A 19,382-nucleotide genomic window follows, 5' to 3' on the forward strand; every position below is an offset into this window, starting at 1 on the left:
GGCCTCACCGTTGCTTTCATGCGGCAATCGATGGGAAACCAAGCGATGAAAACCTTCACGATCATCGGGAAACGTGTGGTCTCCGCCCTGCCGAGCATTGTCGGCGTGGTGATCGTCACCTTCCTGCTGGCCCGGGCGCTTCCTGGCGATCCGGCCGCCTATTATGCCGGCAGCTCGGCGACCGCCGAGACTGTTGCCGATATCCGCGCAAGGCTCGGTCTTGATCAGCCGCTGATCCTTCAGTTCGGCGATTATGTCCGTGACATCGCCAGCGGTAATCTTGGCCTGTCGCTTTCGAGCGGTCAGCCGGTTCTGGCGGATCTTGCGAGCCGTCTTCCTGCCTCGCTGGAACTGACCTTCGCCGCGCTCATCTTTGCACTTCTCATCGGTCTGCCGCTCGGGCTGCTGGCCGCCGTGCGCCAGGGTTCGATCTTTGACCATGCCTGCCGCATTCTGGTGACGGTCGGCGCTGCCTTCCCGACCTTCTTCGTCGCGCTGGTGCTGGTCTATATCTTTTACTACCGGCTCGATATCGTGCCGCAGCCGCTCGGGCGGCTGGATGAGATCTATTTTTCGACGCCGCCGACCGTGACCGGTTTCCTGCTGATCGACACGCTTCTGGCCGGTGACACGGATGCCTTTATCGGCGCTTTCCGGCAGATCCTGCTGCCGGCGATCTCGCTGGGTCTCTTTGCGCTGGCGCCGATTGCCCGGATCACCCGCGCCTCCATGCTGGCCGCCCTTTCCAGCGACTATTGCCGCACAGCGCGGGCCATGGGGCTTTCATCGGGCAAGGTGCTGATCACCTATGCGCTGCGCAACGCGATGCTTTCGATCGTCAACGTGCTCGGCATGGTGTTTTCCTTCCTGCTTGGCGCCAATGTTCTGGTCGAACAGGTCTTCGCCTGGCCCGGTATCGGCGCCTATGCCGTCAATGCCGTCATCGCTTCCGATTATGCCGCCGTTCAGGGCTTCGTGCTGATGATGGCGATCCTCTATGTCCTTCTCAACCTCTCCGTCGACATCATCTCGACGGTCATCGATCCGAGGGTGCGTTACGATGGCTGATACGACTTTCTCCGCCGCCCGCAGACGCGACGATATCATCCACGCCCTGACCGCCAACAAGGTCACCTTCATGGCCGGGCTGCTGCTGGTCTTTCTGGTTGTCGTTGCGATGATCGGTCCCTTGGTCGCCCCCTATGATCCGCTGATGAGCGATGCAACGGCGAGCCTTCAGCCGCCTTCACTGTCCCACCTCTTTGGCACCGATGCGCTCGGCCGCGACATTTTCAGCCGGGTGCTGGTGGCAACACGGCTTGATCTCGGCATGGCGGCTGGCGCGGTTCTCGCGTCCTTCGTCATCGGTACGGCGCTCGGCGCCATTGCCGGCATGCTGGGCGGGATTGTCGATCTCATCATCGAGCGGCTGATGGATACGATCATGGCCTTTCCCCTGTTCGTGCTTGCCATGGGCATTGTCGCAGCGCTCGGCAACAACGTCACCAATATCGTCATCGCCACGGCGATCATCAATCTGCCCTTCTATGCCCGCTTTGCCCGCGCGGAGGTCAATGTCCGGCGCGAGCTTTCCTTTGTCGAAGCCGCCACGGCCGGCGGCAATGGCCGCTGGCGCACGCTCTTCGTTCACATCGTGCCGAATATCTTGCCGACCATGGTGGTGCAGGCCTCGCTCAATCTCGGCTGGGCGATCCTCAATGCCGCCGGGCTTTCCTTCATCGGTCTTGGCGTCCGGCCGCCAACGCCGGAATGGGGCATCATGGTTTCCGAGGGCGCGGCCTACATCTTCTCCGGCGAGTGGTGGACCTTCGCGTTTCCGGGCGCGGCCCTCGTGCTTGCCGTCTTCTGTTTCAACCTTGTCGGCGACGGATTGCGCGACATCATCGATCCGAAGGGGCACGCATGAAAAACGCTCTTCTGACCGTCGAGGGACTGAGCCTCGATTTCAAGACCCGCCACGGACTGGTGAAGGTGCTGGAAGATATCAGCTTCGCCGTTGAAAAGGGCGAGATGGTCGGCATTGTCGGCGAAAGCGGCTCCGGCAAATCGGTCCTGTCCTATGCGATGATGGGGCTTCTCGGTGATGCCGCCGATATCCGTACGCACCGCATGGAATATGCCGGGGTGGATCTCACCGGATCAGGGGCGAAGGCCCTGCGCGGTCGCGAATTGTCGATGATCTTTCAGAGCCCGCGAACCGCGCTGAACCCGATCCGCAAGATCGGTCACCAGATCGGCGACGTTCTCGCCCGTCACGGACCGGTGCCGCGCGGCCAATTGAAGAAAAGGGCGATCGAGGCCTTAGCGCGGGTGCGCATTCCTGATCCCGAACGGCGCTATCATGCCTATCCGTTTGAGCTGTCGGGCGGCATGTGCCAGCGGGTGATGATTGCCATGGCGCTGGCCTCGTCACCGGGGCTTCTGATTGCCGATGAGCCGACCACCGGCCTTGATGTGACGACCCAGGCGATTGTCGTCGACCTCATCCGCGCGCTCGTCGATGAAACGCGCATGGGGGCAATCCTGATCACCCATGATCTGGCGCTTGCCGGGGAATATTGCGACCGCATCCTCGTCATGCATGCCGGTCATCTGGTCGAGGTTGCGCCAACGGCGGAGCTCTTTTCCAGCGCCCGCCATCCCTATACGCGCCGGCTCTTTTCCGCGACCCCCCAGAGTGCGGCCACTCTGGACGATCTGGCCGCCATTCCCGGCAATCTGCCGGATCTGTCGGGGCCGCTTCTGCCCTGCCGTTTTGCCGGGCGCTGTCCCCATCATCAGGGCGATTGCGATGCCTTGCCATTGCCGCCGCTGGATCCAGCCGCGCCGCATGGTGTGCGCTGTCACCACCCGGAGAACGCTCATGCTGCTTGATGCACGATCCATTGCCAAATTCTTTCCCGTTCGCAATGCCGGGCGCAAGAGTAGACTTCACGCCGTCGATGGCATCGATCTCGCCATCGATAACGGCGAAAGCGTCGGCCTTGTCGGTGAAAGCGGATGCGGCAAGTCAACCCTTGCGCGGCTGATTGCCCGGCTGATTGACGCCGATGGCGGCCGTCTCGATTTCTCCGGCCATGATCTGGCGGCGCTTTCCGGCCGCAGCTTTGCCACCACGCCGGAGCGGGCCGAAATTCAGATCGTGTTTCAGGACCCGAATGAAAGCCTCAATCCTTCCTTCACGGTATTGCGGGCCGTGGCCGATCCGATCCGCCGGCTCATGCCGGGGACAAGCCGCAGCCAGGCGACACAGCTTGCGCTTGAAGCGCTTCACGCTGTCGGCCTGCCGCGTGAACTGGCCGGACGTTTCCCACATCAGCTTTCCGGCGGGCAGAAGGCCCGCGTCGGCATTGCCCGCGCCATTGCGGTCAAACCGAAATTGCTGATCCTCGATGAACCGACCTCGGCACTGGATGTCTCGGTGCAGGCGGTGATCCTCAAGCTTCTGGCCAGGCTCAAGGCCGAGCGCGGCATGAGCTATCTTTTTGTCTCGCACGATCTCAACGTCGTGCGGCTGATCTGCGACCGCATCGTCGTCATGTATCTTGGCAAGGTCGTGGAAGAGGGGCCGGCGGAGGCGGTTTTTTCGCATCCGCGTCACCCCTATACCCAGGCGCTGATCGGCGCGATTCCCGATCCGGCGCGGCGTGGCACCACGGTGGCGCGGCTCGAAAAACCGGCCTCCAGCCCGATCGATCCCGACCCGAACCGCTGCCGCTTTGCCGGTCGCTGCCCCCATGAAATTCCCCGTTGCAGCCGTGAAATGCCTTCGCTTGCCGAAACCGGCTCGCGCCATTTTGCTGCCTGCCACCTTCTTGACCAACCGGATACCGCCTCATGACCCGCATATTGCTCTTGAACCCCAACACTTCGGCAAGCGTGACCGAGCGCATGATGGTGGTGGCGCGAAAATCCGCCACGCCCGGAACCGAGGTGATCGGCCATACGGTGACCCGTGGCGTTCCCTATATCGCCACCCGGGCGGAAGCCGTGATCGGCGGTGCCGTGGCGCTTGAGGCACTGGCCGAGCGGGCCGGTGAATTCGATGCCGCGATCATAGCCGCATTCGGCGATCCCGGCCTGTCCGGCGCGCGTGAACTGCTTGACGTGCCGGTTATCGGCCTGGCGGAGGCGGGGCTGCTGACAGCCTGCATGTTGGGCCACCGTTTTTCGGTTGTCTCTTTTTCAACGGCGCTCGGCCCCTGGTACCGCGAATGCGTCACCGCGCACGGGCTTGCCTCGCGGCTCGCCAGCATCCGGCTTCTCGATGGTCCCTTCCGCTCGATTGCCGAAGTGCCGGAGGAAAAGGCCGATCTTCTGGTGCGCCTCGCGCAAAAGGCGGTTGAAGAAGATGGAGCCGATGTCATCGTGCTGGCCGGCGCGCCACTGGCAGGTCTTGCCGGCGCGGTCAAACATCTGGTGCCGGTGCCGGTGATCGAATGCACGGCGGCGGCGGTCCGTCAGGCGGAACTGCTGGTCGGGCTCGATCCGGCCAAGGCCCGGGCGGGCTCCTTTGCCCGGCCCGAGCCGAAAACCTCGATCGGCCTGCCGCCGCCGCTCGCCCGGCTGCTGGCAACGGCAGGCGACGATATGAGCACAGTCTCGAACTGAACGGAATTGCCATGAATATTGAGACCTATAGCGCGATGACAGCCGGCGAGATCGCCGAGAAAGTGCGTTCCGGCGGCTTAAGCGCTGTCGAAATCGCCAGAGCTGCCCTTGCCGCCGCCGAGAAGATGGAACCCGAAATCCACGCCTTTGCCACGCTGGATGCCCGTGGCATGCTGGCTGCAGCCGACGTGGTGGATGCGCAGATCGCAGCCGGAAAAGACCCCGGTCCGCTGGCCGGCGTGCCGGTGGCGATCAAGGACCTGGTGATGACGAAGGGGCTGAAAACCACATTCGGTTCGGCTCTCTATGCCGATTTCGTGCCGGAGGATGACGATATCGTCGTCGAGCGGCTGCGTGCTGCCGGTGCGCTTGTTATCGGCAAGTCGAATGCTTCTGAATTCGGGTTCGGTGCGCATGGCTGCAACCGGCTTTTTCCGGTGACACGCAATCCGTGGGATCTTTCCCGCACGCCGGGTGGCTCGAGCGCCGGTTCTGCCGCCGCCCTTGCTGCCGGCGTTGTGCCGATTGCCATTGGCAGTGATGGTGGCGGATCGATCCGCATTCCGTCCGCCTTTTGCGGCCTTTACGGCATCAAGGCCTCGATGGGCCGGGTGCCGGTCTGGCCGGGCTGCCGCGACGAGACCCTGCCCGGTGCATCTGGCTGGGAATCGATCGAACATATCGGTCCCATGGCCCGCAATGTCGATGACATGGTGCTGATGCTCTCGGTGCTGGCAGGTCCTGATCCGCGCGATCGCTGGTCGCTGCCTGAAGGCGATGTTGATTATCTGGCTGCGATCCGCGCGCCGCTGCCGCAGGGCCTGCGGGTCGCCTACTGGCCGCAATGGGGCGATTGCCCGGTCGAGCCGGGCGTGGAGGCGATCTGCGCGGCGGCGATTGCCCGCTTTGCCGAAGACACAGGCGCGACTGTCAGCTTTGGCGCGCCGCCGGCGATTGACCTTGATACGGCTTTCCAGGCGATCATCGCGCTTGAGACGGATCTTACCGGTCTCAGGCGGATCGCCAAAGACCGGGAAGATGCGCTGACCGGACCGGTCCGGTCCTTCCTTGATACGCAGCTGCCGCTGGAAGCGGCCACGGACGCAATCACCACCCGCAAGGCGTTTTCCAATGCTGTCGCAAGGGTGATGGCTGATTTTGATCTGATCATCACGCCAACCGTACCGATCACCCCCTTTGCCGCAGAGGCGACGGGGCCAGAGACGATCAACCGCATCGCTGTCGGGCCGGATGGCTGGAGCCCCTATACTTCACCCTTCAACCTGACCGGTCAGCCGGCGGCAAGCGTGCCATGCGGCTATGTCGACGGGCGCTATCCGGTCGGCCTGCAGATTGTCGGCCCGCATCTGGGGGACGGGCTGGTGCTGACGGCGGCGGCGGCGTTCGCCCGGCTGTTTGAAGGCGAGATCAGGGAGGCACCGGTTCATGTCTGATGCAACGGCGAACAAGCGGATGATCCGCATCGGCATGCTGACCCCGTCTTCCAACACGGTGCTGGAGCCGGTGACGACAGCAATGCTGTCGGGTCTCGATGACGTCAGTGTTCATTTTTCCCGTTTCCGCGTTACCGCGATCGGGCTCGATGATGCAGCCCTTGCCCAGTTCGATGACCGGGCGATGCTGGAAGCGGCCGGGTTGCTGGCCGACGCCAAGGTTGATGTGATTGCCTGGAACGGCACCAGCGCCGGTTGGCTCGGGCTCGACAAGGACAGACGGCTCTGCGAGAAAATCACGGCGGAGACCGGCATTGCCGCCAGCACTTCGGTGCTGTCGCTGTTTGATATCATGCGCGCGCGCGGCGAGAGCCGGATCGGTCTTGTTACCCCCTATACGGCCGATGTGCAGGAAAAGATCATTGCCCGTTTCGCCGACGAGGGCGTGGACGTGGCCGCCGAGGCTCATTTCGGCCTGCGTGACAATTTCAGCTTTGCCACGGTTTCGCGGGAGCAGCTTGCGGCGGCGGTGGAGGCGGTGGGGCAATCCGCGCCGCAGGCCATCAGCATTCTCTGCACCAATCTGGCCGGCGCTCCGCTTGTCGACGGGCTGGAAAAGCGTTTCTCCATTCCCATCCATGACAGTATCGCCACCACGGTCTGGGGCGCGCTTGTGGCGGCGGGGCAGCCGCCATCGCGGGTGGCGGGCTATGGGGCGCTGTTTGCCGAGGGCGCCGCCTGAGCGCGGCAGTGACCGGCATTTCTGCGGTCTGGCATCCAGAATTTTCAGAACAGGATTGCAGCGCCGCATGGCTATTGGGCCTGCGGCGCTTCGGCAATTTGCCTTGGAACGCACTGCGACAGGGATGGCCACAGAAAAGGCAGACGGATATGATGCCGTAACGAACTGCTGGTTTTGTCAGAGCGGCCCGGCCGCCGCCGTTGGAGGACGTTTGTTGAGCGCCCATCATTCCGCCCGTCCTGTGAAGGCCATCACTCTGGCAGGACTGGCCAATCGTCTGCGCCATCTCGATTGCGCCATCGATCTGGCGGCAAAGCTTGAACGCCCGGTTGAGCTGATCTGGCCGATCGATCGCGATCTGAACTGTCCTTTCGACAGACTGTTCTGCGTGCCGGATACTGTGGTGCGCATTGTCGAACAGTCGCATGGCAACTATCCTTTCCATGACAAGATATTGCGCAGGATCGGTTTCCCCGGCCGTCATTATCTGACGTCGGCGCAGTTCGGTGAGCTGCAGGTGGGCAAAAGGGTGCTAGCCTTCGACCATGCCACGGTGGCGAAGCACCTACCGGCTTCTGATGCGCTGATTTTCCGCAGTGGAATGCGTAGCTATCTGCCAGAAAAACCCTATGCCTGGTTCAGCCCTACGGCAAAGGTCCTCGATCGTGTGGCGACCATGACCGCGGGCTATTCGGCGAAAATGCTGGGCGTTCACGTGCGCCGGACCGATCATGTCCATGCCATCCGGCACAGTCCGCTGGAGGCTTTCATCGCCGAAGTCGACCGCAAGATTGCCAAGGAAGGCTTTACCGGCCTGTTCCTGGCGACCGATGATGACGCCGCGGAGCAGGCGATCCTTGGGCGTTATCCGGCCGCGGTGATCTACCGCAAAAGATCGCGTGACCGGAACGATCCGGCGGCCATCGAAGATGCCCTTGTCGATTTCATCTGTCTGTCGCGAACGGCTGCCATTCTCGGCAGTGCAGGCAGCTCCTTTTCGGAGGAAGCCGCGACCCTTGGCGCCGTCACACTGGAGATCGCCAGCTGAAACCTGACCTCAGGCGACCGCCTGAGCGGCCGAAAGCCTAAGACCGTTCGCGCCGAAGAGATGAATATCGGCGGTATCGAAGGTCAGCCGGATCGACCCGCCGGATTTCAGCGGATGCTGGCCGGAAAGAACGGCGAGCAGCTGTTCACCGCCTTTCGTCGTCGCATAGATGACCGTTTCTGCGCCCAGCGCTTCGACCAGGGTGATCGAGACCTCGATTCCTGTTTCGTTATCGGCGGCGATCCGGATCTGCTGCGGGCGAACGCCGACGGTCAGCTTGTCGCCGCTGCTGACGGCAAGACTATCGGTGCTGATCTCGCGGTCTTCGGCACCCAGAAGATTGATGCTTGCGCGGCCGTCCTGCACCGGGCCGAGTGTCGCCGGCAGGAAATTCATTGCTGGCGACCCGATGAAACCGGCGACGAAAAGATTGGCCGGAGTGTTGTAGAGATCCAGCGGTGTGCCGATCTGTTCGACCTTGCCCTGACGCAGGACGACGATCCGGTCGGCTAGCGTCATGGCCTCGACCTGATCATGGGTCACATAGATCATCGTTGTCTTCAACCGGTCGTGCAGTGCTGAAAGCTCGGCACGCATGTGGACGCGCAGTTCTGCATCGAGATTGGAGAGCGGTTCATCGAACAGGAAGACATCCGGGTGGCGCACAATGGCGCGGCCGATGGCGACGCGCTGTCGCTGGCCACCGGACAGTGCTTTCGGCTTGCGTTCCAGCAGGGCATCGAGTTCCAGCATGCGCGCCGCCTCGGCAACGCGAGCCTCGATCTCCTGCTTGCCCATGCCGGCAAAGCGCAGTGCGAATCCCATGTTTTCCCGCACGCTCATATGCGGGTAGAGCGCATAGGTCTGGAACACCATGGCAATCCCGCGCTTGGCCGGATCTTCATCGGTCATGTCCTGGCCGCCAATCGAAAGCTTGCCGGCGGTAATATCCTCAAGGCCAGCAATCATCCGCAGCAATGTCGATTTTCCGCAGCCGGATGGTCCGACGAAGACGACGAACTCGCCGGAGCGGACATTAAGATCAACGCCCTTGATGACCTCGAGATTTCCGAATTTCTTGTAGATTGCGTTCAGCGAAACATCAGCCATGAAACTCTGCCTCAGTTCAAAGTGAAAGTGACGGTCTGGTCGTCGAAGAGACGGCAGCGGACAGAAAGTGTGAGCGTGCCAGCTTCGTCGCCAGCCTCAACATAAAGCCCGGCTGTACCGCCCTTGAAGGCGATGAGATCGGGGCCGACGATCCGTCCCGGTCCTTCGAGACTGACAGCGGCCGGGTCGTCGAAAAAGGGGAGGATATTGCCGCACTGGTCAAGGGCGCGCAGGATCACCCGGACACAATCTTTCTCGCCAGCCTTGAGCGCTGTTGCATCGGCGGCAATTTCCAGCCGGGTGGGGAGGGGATCTGCCGCCATATGCATGGTCTTGGCTGCCTTGCCGTCGACAAAGCCGGTGATCGTGCCGTCCCGCCAGACCCGGCCCCATTCACCGAATTCCGCTGGCGTGACCGAGCGAAGGTCAACGACGACGGGTGGATGCGGCAGATGCGGATAGGTGGTCCGGTCGGGTTCAATCCGCTTCGGCGCGCCGTCGCCGAAGGCCAGTTCGACATAATCGCAATTGGTGAGAATGATCAGCGGCAGGATGCCGCCGATATTGCGTTCGCCGCGAGCCCAGAAGGTCACCGGCTTCAGCACCACCGCGTCCTCAGGCCGGCCCTGAGAGGCATAGGCGAAGGCGGCAAATTTCGGCTCGCGATACATGTCCAGAACACCGTGATAGCAGATCCGGTCGCCGGAGCCGAAATCCATATGGGTGTTGTAGTCGAACATGCACCAGCCGGTCGAACCGGCGATCTTTGCATCGCCTGCCACCGCATTCAGCATTTGCAGGTGCCGGGTCACATGTTCGGCCTGGCGCTGTTCCTGGTCGAAGCGCTTGGTGGGATACATATGGCCACAATATTCGGTGATCATATAGGGCACCTGCTGGCGCAGGCCGGTCACCTGTTGCTGGTCGCGGGTGAAGACGCGACCCTGATTGCGCCCCGGCAACTCCTCGTCTCCGAGGATGAAGTCATTCATCGTATAGACGTCTTCAAGCATCTCGCTGTTTTCGATGCAGCGCACGCCGCCGGTTGGCCGGGTACTGTCCAGTGCATGCGCCAGCCGGTTGGTTTCGCTATAGAAGCCGTGGTCATCGCCGGATTCATTGATCCTCACCCCCCAGATGAAAATTGCGGGATGGTTCCAGTCGCGCTCGATCATGCGGCGCACATTGGCAATGGATTCCTGCTTCCAGCCTTCGCCGCCGATATGCTGCCAGCCGGGTATTTCCTCAAACACCAGCAGGCCGATCTCGTCGCAGCGATCGAGAAAATAGCGCGACTGCGGATAATGCGAGGTGCGCACCACATTGCAGGCAAGCTCATATTTCAGGATCTCGGCATCCTTTTCCTGCCCGCGCCGGCCCATGGCATAGCCGAGATGCGGCCAGCACTGATGCCGGTTGAGGCCGCGCAGCTTGATGATGCGGCCATTGAGGCTGAAGCCATCTGTCGTCAGCGCCACGCTGCGGAAACCGAAGCGCTGGCTGATCTCGTCCGTCTCGCCATCGGCATCAAGCGTGACCGTGAGGCTGTAAAGGGCCGGATCATCGATGTCCCAGAGGCGGATATCGTCGAGATCCGTCATCTCGATCAGCGCACGGTCGCCCGTCACGGACAGATTGGTGATTGCGATGCGTGTGCCAGCGGCATCGCACAGGCAGGCGCGCAGCCTGGCATTGGCACAGCCGGCAATGCCGTCGAGGAAGGCTACAGCAGTGAGGCTCTTGTGCGCGGCGAGCACATCGGGCGTTTCGATCTTGATGTTGCGGATGACGGCTTTGCCCGTCACCTTCAGCCAGACATCACGATAGATGCCGGCATAGGTCAGATAGTCGATCATATCGCCAAAGGGCGGGATTTCCGGGTTTTCCGAACCATCGATTTTCACCGTCAGCAGGTTGTCACCGGCTTTGAGATGCGGTGTCAGGTCCACCTCGAAAGGCGTGTAGCCATCGCGGTGCGCGGCGATCGGCACGCCGTTGAGATAGACCACGCTGTCGGCCATGGCCGCATCGAAGACAAGCGAGACGATCCGGCCTGCAAAGGCTGGATCAAACGGGATGACCTTCTGATAGGTGAAGGCGCGCTGATAGCAGGTCTCGTCGAAATAGTTGAACGGCAGTTCCACGGCCGTATGCGGCAGCCTGACCGCCAGACCTGGCTGCAGCGCGTCGGGCCATGTGCTGTCGAAGCCTTCCGTGAAAACCCAGCCGTCATTGAATTGGGTGATGTGACGCATGGTGTTGTTCCTATTTCACCGAGCCGAGCATGCCCTGGACGAACTGTCGCTGCATGACGAAGAAGATGATGAGGGTGGGCAGTGTTGCGAGGATCGTGCCGATCATCACCGTGCCGAAATCCGGGTAATAGGCGGAGGCGAGCGATGAAACGACGAGGGTGATCGTCTTGGTCTCGTTCGACTGCAGGATGATCAGCGGCCAGAGGTAATTGTTCCAGTTGAGCATGAAGACGATGACGAAGGCCGCGGCATAGGTGGATCGCATCACCGGGAAATAGATGTAGAGGAAGATCTGCCATTCCTTCAGCCCGTCGACCTTGGCGGCGTCGCGCAGCTCACTCGGAAAGGCCTTGGTCGCCTGCCGGAAATAGAAGATGACGAAGGCCCAGGCGATTGTCGGCAGGATGATGGCGATATGGGTGTCGATCAGATGAACCTTGGCCATCAGCATGAACAGCGGAATCATGATCGCAGCAAAGGGCACCATCAGGGTCAAAAGCACGATCGTGTAGATCCGGTCTCTGAGCTTTGACTTGAAGATTTCGAAGCCATAGCCGGCCAGTGACGAAATCAGCAGGGTCAGAAATGTGCCGGCTATGGCGATCTTGACCGAGTTCCACATCACCAGCGGCACATCGACCTGGGTGAAGAAGGTGGCGATATTGGAGAATAGCGCCGTCCCCACTGTTGCCTTGCCGGTGACGATGTCGGCGGTCGTGTTGGTCGCCGAAATCACCATCCACAGGAAGGGGAAGACGGAAATGAAAGCGGCCAGCGCCAGAAGGGCATATTTGAGAAAGCTGGCGGCTGAACGGGAAGCGTGTCGCGGCATCATTTGCGTTCCCTCGCGGCATAGAATTGCAGGAAGGAGAGGAGGGCGACAATCACCACGATGACGTAGGAGACGGTCGCGGCATAGCCGAAATTCGGCATGAAACGGAAGGTCAGATTGTAGATATAGAGCGACAGCGTCAGCGTCGCATTGGCCGGTCCGCCGGTGCCTCCGGTCAGGTTATAGACTTCGTCGAACAGCTGCAGCGTGCCAATGGTGGATGTGATCGTGGTAAACAGGATCACCGGTTTCAGCATCGGGATTGTCAGATGCAGGAAGCGCCGCCAGGCCGGCACGCCATCAATCCGCGCGGCTTCATAGATCGACTTGTCGATATTCTGCAGCGCTGCGAGATAGAAGATCATGTTATAGCCGGTCCAGCGCCAGGTGATGGCGAGAATAATCAGCGTTTTCGCCCAGAACGGATCGGTGAACCATGAGATCGGTGTATCGATGATTCCGAGCGTGGCCAGCGTGCTGTTGATGATGCCATCCAGAGCAAACATGCTCTTGAACAGGATCGAATAGGCCACCAGCGAGGAAACGCAGGGCAGGAAGATCGCCGTGCGGAACAGGCCGCGAAATTTGAGGTTAGGGCTGTTCAGCGCATTCGCAAGGATCAGCGCCAGCATGATCATGATCGGCACCTGAATGATCAGGAATGTCAGCGTATTGGTCAGCGCCTGAAGAAAGACCGGATCGTTGACGAGACGCTGGATATTGCCGATGCCGACGAATTTCATCATCATGCCGCGGCCCGAATAGAACGACAGCACCAGCGACCTCAGGATCGGGTAGATCATGAAGGTGCCGATCAGCAGCAGCGACGGCGCAACGAACAGCCAGCCGTTGACGTTGTAAAACCGTTTCAGATTACCGGGTCTTGCATTAGCCATGGTCGAATCCCGCCGCCATGGGGCGCTTCTGCGCCGCATGCGGTCATTAAAGTGCAGATCGGGAGCGGGCGGTCGAGCCCGCCCCCCTGTCGGGAAACCTTACTGGATCTGGTATTGAGCCTGCTGCTGGATGGCGCCCAGTACATCATCGATCGGCTTGCCGTCCACCAGCGACTGCAGGTTGGCTGTGACCGCCGTATCGAGTTCGTTGGTGAAGATGCCGTAATTGACCGGCGGGATGTCGTTCAGCCACTGCGAGAACATCTGCCAGACATCCTCCCCGCCGAAGAAGGGGTCGGAGGCCTTGTAAGCCTCGCCGTCACGGGCGGCGAGCAATGATCCGACAGCGCCGCGCTCGGTCAGGATCTTCTGGTAGAAATCGACATCCTTGCCGTAGATCTCGTTGAGGAAATTGATCGCCTCGTCCTTTTCCTTGGAGGAGGACAGCACATACCAGCTGGAGCCGCCGAGATTGGAGGCGTGGGTGGCGCCATCGACACCGGCGAGCGAGGGAATGGGGGCGACGCGCCATTTGTCGGCCTGATCCGTCTGCGCCTTGATCGTTCCGGTGATCCAGACACCGGTGATCACCGATGCGGTATTGCCGGAGGTGAAGGCGTTCACATAATTGGACCAGCCTGTGGCCGGATAGAGGATCCCGGCATTGGCCATCTTGGCCTGGGTCTCAAGGGCTGCCTTCAGCGCGGCGTTGTCCTTGATGTTCAGGTCGCCATTGTCGTCGAAATACCACTGGCCGGCGGACTGCATCATGATGCGGGTCATGCCGCCATCATTGAGGTCGATCGAGGTCATCTTGTGGCCGGTCTTGGCCTCGACTTCCTTGCCGATCTCGATGAAGCGGTCCCAGGTGATGTTCTGCATGTCTTCCGGCTTGAAACCGGCTTCAGCCAGATAGTCGCTGCGATAATACATGCCCGTCACGCCCGAATCGAACGGCATGCCGTAGACCTTGTCGTCCAGCGTCATCAGCTCAACCTTGTAGGGAGCGAAGCCGCTGTAATCGACGACATCATTCATCGGCGCGAAGGCGCCGGGGAAGGACTGGAGATATTTCTGAGCGCCGTAATCCTCGATCAGCACGATATCGGGCAGTGCCTGGGTGGTGCCGGAGGCGAGGGCGGTCTGCAGCTTCTGTTCGACATCAGCCTTGGCAAAGTCGACAACGTTGAACGTCGTGTCCGGGTGCTTGGCGGTGTAGAGCGCGCCAGCTTCCTTCATGATCGCGACGTTGAAATTCGGGTCCCAGCACCAGACGGTGATTTCACCGGCAAAGGCTGCGGTTGCACCAAGGGTGCAGGCGCCGGCAAGGGCGACGGCTGAGACATGCTTCAGCACGGAATGCGTGTCCATTGAATTCCTCCCAATAGAACAGTCGGTCAAGCGCGGCTCTCTCCCTGCCGCAGGTCAAACTAAATCTAGTTTCTTGTTGTTCGCAAGGAAAACTTTAGTAAAATTTTTTCAAACAGCGTTTTTACGTGCTGGCTGTGGATGAAGGCTGCTCTGCCGCCAGATCATTTCGGTCGGGATCGTCACCCGCTTCACATAGTGGCGGCCATTGATCCGTTCGGCCAGGAGGTCGACGGCCGTCTCGCCGATTGCCTCGCCGAAAATCTTCATCGTCGTCAGGGACGGATTGATGAATTGCGCGACGGGAATGTCGTTGAAGGAGGCAACAGCGATATCGCGGGGAATGGAAAGGCCTGCTTCCATGATCGCCCGGCAGGTGCCAATGGCGATATTGTCGTTGGCCGTGACGATGACATCCGGCCGGGCCGCTGCAGTCAGGAGGGCGCGCGCCTGCTCGTAGCCGACCTCGAGCCGTAGATTCTGGCCGTTGTTGCAATCATCGTTGAGGGCGATGAGGGACGGGTCGAATGTGCCGTTTTCGCGCTGCCAGTCGACATAGGCGCGACAGCGGGCTTCGCTATAGGGGTCGGTCGGGCCATTGATGCGGTCATGGGCGCCGATAAAGGCGATGCGGTGGTATCCGGCATCGCGCAGACCATTCAGCATGGTGCGGGTTGCAACCGCAAGATCACTGTAGACACAGTCGAAATCCTGCGATTTCGGATCAAAGTCGGCAAAGACGAGATGGTCGGCATGCGCGGCCAGGAAGGCAATCTCCTCCGGCCTGTGCTTGCCAATCGCGATCACGCCGGAAGCGTTTTGCAATTGTGCGGCTTCGCTGCGAAGTTCGGAATGAAAGATTTTGACGATGTCGGTGGCATAGGCCCGGCAGCGGCGTTCGATACCCAGCCGCACGCCGATATAATAGGGGTCAATCAGTTCTTCATCGGCTTCGAGAAAATGCACCGTCGCCAGCCGGGCGACCGGCTGCTGGCGATCGCGCAGCTGCAGCGGGCCCGATTTCGGCCGGTTGCGATTGCGCGGCGTGGCGTAGTTCAGCGCCTCGGCCGTCTCGATAATCGCCTTGCGCTTCGGCTCGGAGATCGAAAGCGTGGCATCATAGTTCAGAACCCGCGAAACGGTTCCGGCTGAAACGCCGACCGCCTTGGCGATTTCCCTGATTGTGACCATCCCTGCGTCCCCCGACGACTGTTTTCTCTCTCTATAGAAGATCGGAAACGTTAAGTAAAATTTTTCTATGTTTACTAGTCTAAAGGCCTATCTGTATCCGGTGTCCTGCGCTGGCATGGCCGTGCCGCTGCATTTCCAGCTTGTCTGAAATGTCACATTTCGAAATAATGTCGCGAATATCTGTGATGCTATCAAGGATGGTTCATGCCTTTTGCTTTCGAGCGTCAATCTGATCTGCCGGATGCGGTCACGGCCTGCCTCGATATGGCAATTCCGCGCGCGACGGCCTTCATCGTCACGCTTTACGGCGATGTTGCAGTTCCGCGCGGCGGGCGTCTGTGGATGGGCACATTGATTGAGACCTGCGCTGATCATGGCATTTCCGAAAGCCTGGTACGCACCGCCGTATCGCGGCTTGTTGAAAGCGGCCGGCTGGAAGGGGAGCGCCAGGGGCGTAAAAGCTATTACCGGCTTGCGGCTGCGGCGCAGCAGGAATTCTTGCATGCCGCTGCCATTCTTTACGATCCGGCACCTGCGCCGGATGGTTTTCTGGTGGTGCTCGGCTTTGGCGACGCGCCCCTTCCGGATGGCTGGGTGGGGATTGGTGCTGATGTGGCGCTGGCACCGAACCGCTCGGATATTCAGCGCCCGCACGGGGCAATTCTGGCGGCCGAAGCGCTTGCCGGCGGTGAGGCGCTGGTTGCCGCCGCCCGACGATACTGGCCGCTGGACGAGGTGAGCGAGCGTTACACGATTTTCGTTGATCGCTTTGCGCCCGTCGCCGCAGCGCTGGCGGATGGCTTTCGTCCGGCAGGACCGGTGGCGCTGGCGCTCAGGCTGCGGCTCGTTCATCTCTATCGTTTTGCCGCGCTGCTCGACCCGCGTCTTCCGGCCAATGCGGTGCCGCCCGATTTTTGCGGCGGCGCGGCGCGCCGGCTGTTTGTCCGGCTCTATCTCGCATTGTCGCCAGCCGCCGATGGCCATGTTGGCGCGCATTTCATGGATGATGCCGGTGCCGTGCCGGCAGAAACTGCAGCCACACTCAGACGGCTTTCACTGCTGAAACGCGAGAGCCTGCGCTGAGCGCGGAAACTGCGTTTCCATTAAATATCACGCAAAAATCAATTTTATCTCTTTCGGTGTGATGCTTTTTGTTTTATATAAGTGACCGACCGGTCGGTGAATGAGGAGATTCCCGACCGGTACTGCCCGGTCAATCTGACGATTCCGGGCCGGAATTCAGAGGTTGAAGGCGGCTGGACGCGAGAAACCGGCTGCAGCGGAGGAGAAAGTCATGACGCACGCATTCGTCTGCGATGCTGTTCGCACCCCTGTCGGCCGCTATGGCGGCGCGCTTTCGGGCGTGCGCGCGGACGATCTTGCAGCACTTCCGCTGGCAGCCCTTCAGGCCCGCAACGCGTCGGTCGACTGGGAAAGTGTTGACGATGTGATCCTTGGCTGTGCCAATCAGGCTGGCGAGGACAACCGCAATGTGGCGCGCATGGCGGTGCTTCTTTCCGGCCTGCCGGTCACTGTGCCGGGCACAACGGTCAATCGGCTGTGCGGTTCGGGCATGGATGCGATCGGCCTTGCCGCCCGCTCGATCCGCGCCGGTGATGCAGCATTGATGATTGCCGGCGGCGTGGAAAGCATGAGCCGCGCGCCCTTCGTGATGGGCAAGGCGGAGACCGCCTTTTCCCGCAAGGCAGAGATTTACGACACGACGATCGGCTGGCGCTTCAAGAACCGCAAGCTTCATGAAGCCTTCGGAACCCATTCCATGCCGGAGACCGCCGATAATGTCGCCGCCGATTACGGCATTTCGCGTGAGGATCAGGATCGCTTCGCTGCGATGAGCCAGGCTCGCTGGCAGGCCGCCCATGCGGCTGGCGTCTTTGCTGAAGAAATCGTGCCGGTCTCCATTCCGCAGAAGAAGGGTGCGCCGGTTGTCGTTGATACTGACGAGCATCCGCGCCCGGGAACGGATATGGCCGCGCTCGCCCGGCTGAAGGGCGTCAACGGCCCGGAGCTGACGGTGACCGCGGGCAATGCCTCCGGTGTCAATGACGGTGCGGCGGGTCTGCTGATCGCGTCGGAAGAGGCGGCCGGCGCCAATGATCTGTCACCGCGCGCCCGCATTGTCGCCATGGCGGCTGCCGGTGTGCCGCCGCGTATCATGGGCGTTGGGCCGGTACCGGCGACCCGCAAGGTCCTGTCGCTTGCGGGACTGCGTCTTGCCGATATGGATGTGATCGAGCTGAATGAGGCCTTCGCCGCCCAGTCGCTGGCCGTGCTGCGCGAGCTGGGTCTTGAAGATGATGCACCACATGTCAACGCCAATGGCGGGGCGATCGCCATCGGCCATCCGCTTGGCATGTCGGGCGCGCGGCTGGTGCTCACGGCCGTCAATCAACTGCACCGCAGCGGTGGCCGCTATGCGCTTTGCACCATGTGCATCGGCGTCGGGCAGGGCATCGCCATGATTTTGGAACGGATCTGAAGGAAAGGGCCTAACCATGTATGCACAGATGGTGAAATCGGAAGGCATGAAAGCCCGCGAAGACATGTCGCCGGAGGAGCTGTCCTTTCAGGCGCGGATCGACAATGGCGAGAAGATCGAGCCGAAGGAATGGATGCCGGAGGGCTATCGCAAGACGCTGATCCGTCAGATCGGCCAGCATGCCCATTCCGAGGTTGTCGGCCAATTGCCGGAGGGCAACTGGATCACCCGCGCCCCGTCGCTGGAGCGCAAGGCCATCCTGCTGGCCAAGGTTCAGGATGAGGCAGGTCACGGTCTCTACCTCTATTCGGCCGCCGAGACGCTTGGCGTTTCGCGCGACGAGCTGATCGAGAAGCTCCATGACGGGCGGATGAAATATTCCTCGATCTTCAATTACCCGACGCTGAACTGGGCGGATATGGGGGCGGTCGGCTGGCTGGTCGACGGGGCGGCGATCATGAATCAGGTGCCGCTGCAGCGCACCAGCTATGGCCCCTATTCGCGGGCGATGATCCGGATCTGCAAGGAAGAAAGCTTCCATCAGCGCCAGGGCTATTCGATCATGATGAAAATGGCCTTTGGCACGCCGGAGCAGAAGGAGATGGCGCAGGATGCGCTGAACCGCTTCTGGTATCCGTCGCTGATGATGTTCGGTCCGTCTGACAAGGACAGTGTCCACTCGGCCCAATCCATGGCCTGGAAGATCAAGATCAATACCAATGATGAGCTCAGGCAGAAATTCGTCGATCAGACTGTGCCGCAGGCGAAATATCTCGGCCTCACCGTGCCTGACGACAATCTCAGATGGAACGAGGAGAAGGGCGGCTACGAATTTTCCGAGCCGGACTGGTCGGAGTTCTTCGCGGTGATCAAGGGCAATGGTCCCTGCAACCGCGAACGGCTCGCTGCCCGGGTCAAGGCCTGGGAAGATGGCCAGTGGTTCCGCGACGGGCTTGCGGCCCATGCTGATAAATGTGCAGCGCGGGCAAGCGCTGTTGCCGCCGAATAATTGCGAGACTGGGAGGAGTTTCAACATGTCCAAGGAATGGCCGCTTTATGAAGTCTTCATCCGGGGGCAGCACGGGCTGAACCACCGTCATGTCGGCAGCCTGCACGCGCCGGATGCGGAAATGGCGATCCGCCACGCCCGTGATGTCTATACCCGCCGCAAGGAAGGCGTATCGATCTGGGTGGTGAAATCAAACGACATCACCGCTTCTGCCCCCTCCGAGAAGGGGCCGCTGTTCGATCCGGCGGAAAGCAAGGTCTATCGTCATCCGACCTTCTTCGATATTCCCGATGAAGTGGGGCATATGTGATGGATCGTGCGCGCGAAGCCCTGCATACGGGCAAT

At 61.0% G+C, this 19,382-nt stretch carries 18 protein-coding genes; 12 read left to right on the forward strand and 6 right to left on the reverse strand.

The window, feature by feature from the left end; translation table 11 throughout:
• The first annotated feature begins 45 nt into the window (after positions 1–45).
• The 8 genes from HCK86_RS06620 (at position 46) to HCK86_RS06655 (ending at position 7,876) form a co-directional block, all read left to right on the forward strand.
• Positions 46–1,068, forward strand: coding sequence for an ABC transporter permease (locus HCK86_RS06620; protein WP_176083673.1), 1,023 nt, complete (start codon positions 46–48; stop codon positions 1,066–1,068).
• Positions 1,061–1,927 (forward strand): ABC transporter permease, encoded by an 867-nt coding sequence (locus tag HCK86_RS06625; protein ID WP_176083674.1) that lies wholly within the window; start codon positions 1,061–1,063, stop codon positions 1,925–1,927. The genes HCK86_RS06620 and HCK86_RS06625 overlap by 8 nt, the downstream gene beginning before the upstream one ends.
• Complete coding sequence (locus tag HCK86_RS06630; RefSeq protein ID WP_176083675.1) at positions 1,924–2,895, forward strand: ABC transporter ATP-binding protein; 972 nt, start codon at positions 1,924–1,926, stop codon at positions 2,893–2,895. Before HCK86_RS06625 ends, HCK86_RS06630 begins: the two co-directional genes overlap by 4 nt.
• Positions 2,885–3,862, forward strand: a complete 978-nt coding sequence (locus HCK86_RS06635; protein WP_176083676.1) for an ABC transporter ATP-binding protein — start codon at positions 2,885–2,887, stop codon at positions 3,860–3,862. The genes HCK86_RS06630 and HCK86_RS06635 overlap by 11 nt, the downstream gene beginning before the upstream one ends.
• Positions 3,859–4,632: an aspartate/glutamate racemase family protein gene (locus tag HCK86_RS06640; RefSeq protein ID WP_176083677.1), complete on the forward strand. Its 774-nt coding sequence runs from the start codon at positions 3,859–3,861 to the stop codon at positions 4,630–4,632. Before HCK86_RS06635 ends, HCK86_RS06640 begins: the two co-directional genes overlap by 4 nt.
• Positions 4,633–4,643: 11 nt before the next feature.
• Positions 4,644–6,086 carry an amidase gene (locus HCK86_RS06645; RefSeq protein WP_176083678.1) on the forward strand — a complete coding sequence of 481 codons (1,443 nt, stop codon included), beginning with the start codon at positions 4,644–4,646 and terminating at the stop codon, positions 6,084–6,086.
• Positions 6,079–6,828: an aspartate/glutamate racemase family protein gene (locus tag HCK86_RS06650; protein WP_246739487.1), complete on the forward strand. Its 750-nt coding sequence runs from the start codon at positions 6,079–6,081 to the stop codon at positions 6,826–6,828. The genes HCK86_RS06645 and HCK86_RS06650 overlap by 8 nt, the downstream gene beginning before the upstream one ends.
• Positions 6,829–7,042: 214 nt before the next feature.
• Entirely contained in the window at positions 7,043–7,876 is an 834-nt protein-coding gene (locus HCK86_RS06655; RefSeq protein ID WP_176083679.1) for a hypothetical protein, read from the forward strand.
• A gap of 9 nt (positions 7,877–7,885) precedes the next feature.
• Here HCK86_RS06655 and ugpC read toward each other — a convergent pair whose 3' ends face one another.
• The 6 genes from ugpC to HCK86_RS06685 all read right to left on the reverse strand — a co-directional run bounded on the left by ugpC (position 7,886) and on the right by HCK86_RS06685 (position 15,528).
• Positions 7,886–8,986: a sn-glycerol-3-phosphate ABC transporter ATP-binding protein UgpC gene (gene ugpC, locus HCK86_RS06660; protein WP_176083680.1), complete on the reverse strand. Its 1,101-nt coding sequence runs from the start codon at positions 8,984–8,986 to the stop codon at positions 7,886–7,888.
• An 11-nt stretch (positions 8,987–8,997) separates the two neighbouring features.
• Positions 8,998–11,241, reverse strand: coding sequence for a glycoside hydrolase family 2 protein (locus HCK86_RS06665; RefSeq protein WP_176083681.1), 2,244 nt, complete (start codon positions 11,239–11,241; stop codon positions 8,998–9,000).
• 10 nt (positions 11,242–11,251) lie between these two features.
• A complete protein-coding gene (locus HCK86_RS06670; protein ID WP_176083862.1) occupies positions 11,252–12,073 on the reverse strand; it encodes a carbohydrate ABC transporter permease in 822 nt (273 codons plus the stop codon).
• Positions 12,073–12,969, reverse strand: a complete 897-nt coding sequence (locus HCK86_RS06675) for a sugar ABC transporter permease (RefSeq protein WP_176083682.1) — start codon at positions 12,967–12,969, stop codon at positions 12,073–12,075. Before HCK86_RS06675 ends, HCK86_RS06670 begins: the two co-directional genes overlap by 1 nt.
• Positions 12,970–13,068: 99 nt before the next feature.
• A complete protein-coding gene (locus HCK86_RS06680; protein WP_176083683.1) occupies positions 13,069–14,340 on the reverse strand; it encodes an extracellular solute-binding protein in 1,272 nt (423 codons plus the stop codon).
• Between the two features lie 108 nt (positions 14,341–14,448).
• A complete protein-coding gene (locus HCK86_RS06685; RefSeq protein ID WP_176083684.1) occupies positions 14,449–15,528 on the reverse strand; it encodes a LacI family DNA-binding transcriptional regulator in 1,080 nt (359 codons plus the stop codon).
• A gap of 204 nt (positions 15,529–15,732) precedes the next feature.
• Between HCK86_RS06685 and HCK86_RS06690 the strand changes: the two genes are divergently transcribed.
• The 4 genes from HCK86_RS06690 (at position 15,733) to paaB (ending at position 19,347) form a co-directional block, all read left to right on the forward strand.
• Positions 15,733–16,611 (forward strand): PaaX family transcriptional regulator C-terminal domain-containing protein, encoded by an 879-nt coding sequence (locus HCK86_RS06690; protein WP_210259835.1) that lies wholly within the window; start codon positions 15,733–15,735, stop codon positions 16,609–16,611.
• 211 nt (positions 16,612–16,822) lie between these two features.
• The gene (gene pcaF, locus HCK86_RS06695) at positions 16,823–18,028 is read left to right on the forward strand and encodes a 3-oxoadipyl-CoA thiolase (RefSeq protein ID WP_176083685.1); all 1,206 of its coding nucleotides are present in this window, start codon (positions 16,823–16,825) and stop codon (positions 18,026–18,028) included.
• Between the two features lie 16 nt (positions 18,029–18,044).
• A complete protein-coding gene (gene paaA, locus HCK86_RS06700) occupies positions 18,045–19,037 on the forward strand; it encodes a 1,2-phenylacetyl-CoA epoxidase subunit PaaA (protein WP_176083686.1) in 993 nt (330 codons plus the stop codon).
• Positions 19,038–19,062: 25 nt separating this feature from the next.
• The gene (paaB, locus tag HCK86_RS06705; protein WP_176083687.1) at positions 19,063–19,347 is read left to right on the forward strand and encodes a 1,2-phenylacetyl-CoA epoxidase subunit PaaB; all 285 of its coding nucleotides are present in this window, start codon (positions 19,063–19,065) and stop codon (positions 19,345–19,347) included.
• The last annotated feature ends 35 nt before the right edge of the window (positions 19,348–19,382 follow it).

The sequence above is a fragment of the Martelella sp. HB161492 genome (genome assembly GCF_013184775.1).
In the GTDB taxonomy this organism is placed as follows: domain Bacteria; phylum Pseudomonadota; class Alphaproteobacteria; order Rhizobiales; family Rhizobiaceae; genus Martelella.

Coding starts and splice junctions, on each gene's coding strand:
- HCK86_RS06620 (WP_176083673.1), top strand. CDS start 46: ATGAAAACCTTCACGATCATCGGGAAACGTGTGGTCTCCGCCCTGCCG.
- HCK86_RS06625 (WP_176083674.1), top strand. CDS start 1,061: ATGGCTGATACGACTTTCTCCGCCGCCCGCAGACGCGACGATATCATC.
- HCK86_RS06630 (WP_176083675.1), top strand. CDS start 1,924: ATGAAAAACGCTCTTCTGACCGTCGAGGGACTGAGCCTCGATTTCAAG.
- HCK86_RS06635 (WP_176083676.1), top strand. CDS start 2,885: ATGCTGCTTGATGCACGATCCATTGCCAAATTCTTTCCCGTTCGCAAT.
- HCK86_RS06640 (WP_176083677.1), top strand. CDS start 3,859: ATGACCCGCATATTGCTCTTGAACCCCAACACTTCGGCAAGCGTGACC.
- HCK86_RS06645 (WP_176083678.1), top strand. CDS start 4,644: ATGAATATTGAGACCTATAGCGCGATGACAGCCGGCGAGATCGCCGAG.
- HCK86_RS06650 (WP_246739487.1), top strand. CDS start 6,079: ATGTCTGATGCAACGGCGAACAAGCGGATGATCCGCATCGGCATGCTG.
- ugpC (WP_176083680.1), bottom strand. CDS start 8,986: ATGGCTGATGTTTCGCTGAACGCAATCTACAAGAAATTCGGAAATCTC.
- HCK86_RS06665 (WP_176083681.1), bottom strand. CDS start 11,241: ATGCGTCACATCACCCAATTCAATGACGGCTGGGTTTTCACGGAAGGC.
- HCK86_RS06670 (WP_176083862.1), bottom strand. CDS start 12,073: ATGCCGCGACACGCTTCCCGTTCAGCCGCCAGCTTTCTCAAATATGCC.
- HCK86_RS06675 (WP_176083682.1), bottom strand. CDS start 12,969: ATGGCTAATGCAAGACCCGGTAATCTGAAACGGTTTTACAACGTCAAC.
- HCK86_RS06680 (WP_176083683.1), bottom strand. CDS start 14,340: ATGGACACGCATTCCGTGCTGAAGCATGTCTCAGCCGTCGCCCTTGCC.
- HCK86_RS06685 (WP_176083684.1), bottom strand. CDS start 15,528: ATGGTCACAATCAGGGAAATCGCCAAGGCGGTCGGCGTTTCAGCCGGA.
- HCK86_RS06690 (WP_210259835.1), top strand. CDS start 15,733: ATGCCTTTTGCTTTCGAGCGTCAATCTGATCTGCCGGATGCGGTCACG.
- pcaF (WP_176083685.1), top strand. CDS start 16,823: ATGACGCACGCATTCGTCTGCGATGCTGTTCGCACCCCTGTCGGCCGC.
- paaA (WP_176083686.1), top strand. CDS start 18,045: ATGTATGCACAGATGGTGAAATCGGAAGGCATGAAAGCCCGCGAAGAC.
- paaB (WP_176083687.1), top strand. CDS start 19,063: ATGTCCAAGGAATGGCCGCTTTATGAAGTCTTCATCCGGGGGCAGCAC.